1 tRNA gene and 2 rRNA genes are annotated in these 3393 nt (G+C 47.8%); all 3 read right to left on the bottom strand.

Features of this window, described 5'->3' with window-relative positions:
• Window positions 1–11 precede the first annotated feature (11 nt).
• The 3 genes from rrf to AAEO59_RS16260 all read right to left on the bottom strand — a co-directional run bounded on the left by rrf (window position 12) and on the right by AAEO59_RS16260 (window position 3390).
• Window positions 12–120: ribosomal RNA gene (gene rrf / locus AAEO59_RS16250) — 5S ribosomal RNA — on the bottom strand.
• A gap of 163 nt (window positions 121–283) precedes the next feature.
• Window positions 284–3165: ribosomal RNA gene (locus AAEO59_RS16255) — 23S ribosomal RNA — on the bottom strand.
• A gap of 151 nt (window positions 3166–3316) precedes the next feature.
• Window positions 3317–3390 (bottom strand) — tRNA-Ala (locus AAEO59_RS16260).
• Between the last annotated feature and the right edge of the window lie 3 nt (window positions 3391–3393).

Consider the following 3393-nt stretch of genomic DNA (forward strand, 5'->3'; position numbering starts at 1 on the left):
GGGTTTTCAAAGAAAGGCGACGACATACTCTCCCACAAACTGCAGTACCATCTGCGCAGGCGGGCTTAACTTCTCTGTTCGGGATGGGAAGAGGTGAGCCCCGCCGCAATAACCACCTTAAGGCTGTTAGTTGCTTGGGCAACTTTCAATTGGTAATTAATCAATTATTAATTATCTCTTGAACAATATCTTAACATACTGAGATAAAGAAATCAAATTGTAATCTCGAGCGTAGTCGAGAGAAGAAAGTTTGCTGTCCCAGTTTGCACTGGGACAAGCGAATGTACATAAGCTTACAGGTTATTAGTACTACTCGGCTATGACATTACTGCCTTTACACCTATAGCCTATCAACGTGGTCATCTCCCACGACCTTTAAAAGAAATCTCATCTTGTGGTGGGTTTCGCGCTTATATGCTTTCAGCGCTTATCCCTTCCCAACGTAGCTACTCTGCAGTGCCACTGGCGTGACAACAGATACACTAGAGGTTAGTCCAATTCGGTCCTCTCGTACTAGAATCAGATCCACTCAAATTTCTAACGCCCACAGTAGATAGAGACCGAACTGTCTCACGACGTTCTGAACCCAGCTCGCGTGCCACTTTAATGGGCGAACAGCCCAACCCTTGGGACCTTCTCCAGCCCCAGGATGTGACGAGCCGACATCGAGGTGCCAAACCCCCCCGTCGATATGAGCTCTTGGGGGAGATCAGCCTGTTATCCCCGGCGTACCTTTTATCCTTTGAGCGATGGCCCTTCCATGCGGAACCACCGGATCACTATGCTCTACTTTCGTACCTGATCGACCTGTATGTCTCTCAGTCAAGCTCCCTTATGCCATTGCACTCTTCGCACGGTTACCAAGCGTACTGAGGGAACCTTTAGAAGCCTCCGTTACTCTTTTGGAGGCGACCACCCCAGTCAAACTACCCACCAAGCAATGTCCTCCTTAACAGGAGTTAGGCCTCAGATAAACAAAGGGTTGTATTTCAACAATGACTCCACAACGCCTGGCGACGCCACTTCACAGTCTCCAACCTATCCTACACATCATTTATCCAAGGTCAATACTAAGCTATAGTAAAGGTGCACAGGGTCTTTTCGTCCCACTGCGGGTAAACGGCATCTTCACCGTTACTACAATTTCACCGAGCTCATGGCTGAGACAGTGTCCAGATCGTTACACCATTCGTGCAGGTCGGAACTTACCCGACAAGGAATTTCGCTACCTTAGGACCGTTATAGTTACGGCCGCCGTTTACTGGGGCTTCAATTCAATGCTTCTCCGAAGATAACATCTCCTCTTAACCTTCCAGCACCGGGCAGGTGTCAGGCCCTATACTTCATCTTACGATTTTGCAGAGCCCTGTGTTTTTGATAAACAGTCGCCTGGACCTCTTCACTGCGGCCCCGATTGCTCGGGGCGACCCTTCTCCCGAAGTTACGGGTCTATTTTGCCTAATTCCTTAGCCATGAATCTCTCGAGCACCTTAGAATTCTCATCCCAACTACCTGTGTCGGTTTACGGTACGGGTACTAAATACCTGAAGTTTAGAGGTTTTTCTTGGAAGCCCTTAGGCGCACTATCACTTCAACCGAAGTCTCCGTGTACTATCGTATTTCACCAAAACCTACGGATTTGCCTATAGGTCTTATAGCTAGGTACTTTAACGAACTATTCCGTCAGTTCGCGGCGCTTTCATCACTCCGTCACCCCATCACAGTATTCAGTAGTACGGGAATATTAACCCGTTGGCCATCGACTACCCCCTTCGGGTTCGCCTTAGGTCCCGACTAACCCACAGCTGATTAGCATAGCTGTGGAAACCTTAGTCTTTCGGTGTGCGGGTTTCTCGCCCGCATTATCGTTACTTATGCCTACATTTTCTTTTCTAACCAGTCCAGCACCCCTGACGAGATACCTTCAACCCTGTTAGAATGCTCCCCTACCACTTACAATAAATTGTAAATCCATAGCTTCGGTAATATGCTTATGCCCGATTATTATCCATGCTCGTCCGCTCGACTAGTGAGCTGTTACGCACTCTTTAAATGAATGGCTGCTTCCAAGCCAACATCCTAGCTGTCTGGGCAGACAAACCGCGTTCTTTCAACTTAGCATATATTTGGGGACCTTAGCTGATGGTCTGGGTTCTTTCCCTCTCGGACTTGGACCTTAGCACCCAAGCCCTCACTGCTAGAGAACATTATATAGCATTCGGAGTTTGTCAGGAATTGGTAGGCGGTGAAGCCCCCGCATCCAATCAGTAGCTCTACCTCTATATAACTTATATCTAGCGCTGCACCTAAATGCATTTCGGGGAGTACGAGCTATTTCCGAGTTTGATTGGCCTTTCACCCCTACCCACAGGTCATCCGAAGACTTTTCAACGTCAACCGGTTCGGACCTCCACACTGTGTTACCAGCGCTTCATCCTGCCCATGGGTAGATCACACGGTTTCGCGTCTAACACTACTGACTAAAGCGCCCTATTCAGACTCGCTTTCGCTACGGATCCATACCTGAAGTACTTATCCTTGCCAGCAACGTTAACTCGTAGGCTCATTATGCAAAAGGCACGCCGTCACCCCACGAAAGGGCTCCGACCGCTTGTAAGCGTATGGTTTCAGGATCTATTTCACTCCGTTATTCACGGTTCTTTTCACCTTTCCTTCACAGTACTGGTTCACTATCGGTCTCTCAGGAGTATTTAGCCTTAGCGGATGGTCCCGCCAGATTCAGACAGGGTTTCACGTGCCCCGCCCTACTCAGGATACCACTATTTATTATACTCGTTACCCATACGGGACTATCACCCTCTATGGTGTTACTTTCCAGTAACTTCCGGTTCCTTGTACATAAAATGTCGTGGTCCTACAACCCCAAAATTGCCGTAACAACTTTGGTTTGGGCTAATCCGCGTTCGCTCGCCACTACTTACGGAATCACTTTTGTTTTCTTCTCCTCCGCCTACTTAGATGTTTCAGTTCAGCGGGTTTGCCCACCTATCGGTGTACTATGTCTTCAACATAGTGGGTTGCCCCATTCGGATATCTACGGATCAAATCTCATGTGCAGATCCCCGTAGCTTTTCGCAGCTTATCACGTCCTTCTTCGCCTCTGAGAGCCTAGGCATCCCCCATACGCCCTTATTTTGCTTATTGTACTTATAATTATGCCTAATGATAAACATAATTACGTGTTCTTTCTACTTTTTGTATTTTCTTATCTCAATATGTCAATGAACTTTATATCCCGCACTTGATGCGGGATCTCATCTTTTACGATGAGATTCCTGTTTTCACAGAAATGCTGTGGAGAATAACGGAGTCGAACCGTTGACCTCCTGCGTGCAAGGCAGGCGCTCTAGCCAGCTGAGCTAATCCCCCATT

The sequence above is a fragment of the Flavobacterium flavipallidum genome, from assembly GCF_038289905.1.
GTDB lineage: Bacteria > Bacteroidota > Bacteroidia > Flavobacteriales > Flavobacteriaceae > Flavobacterium > Flavobacterium flavipallidum.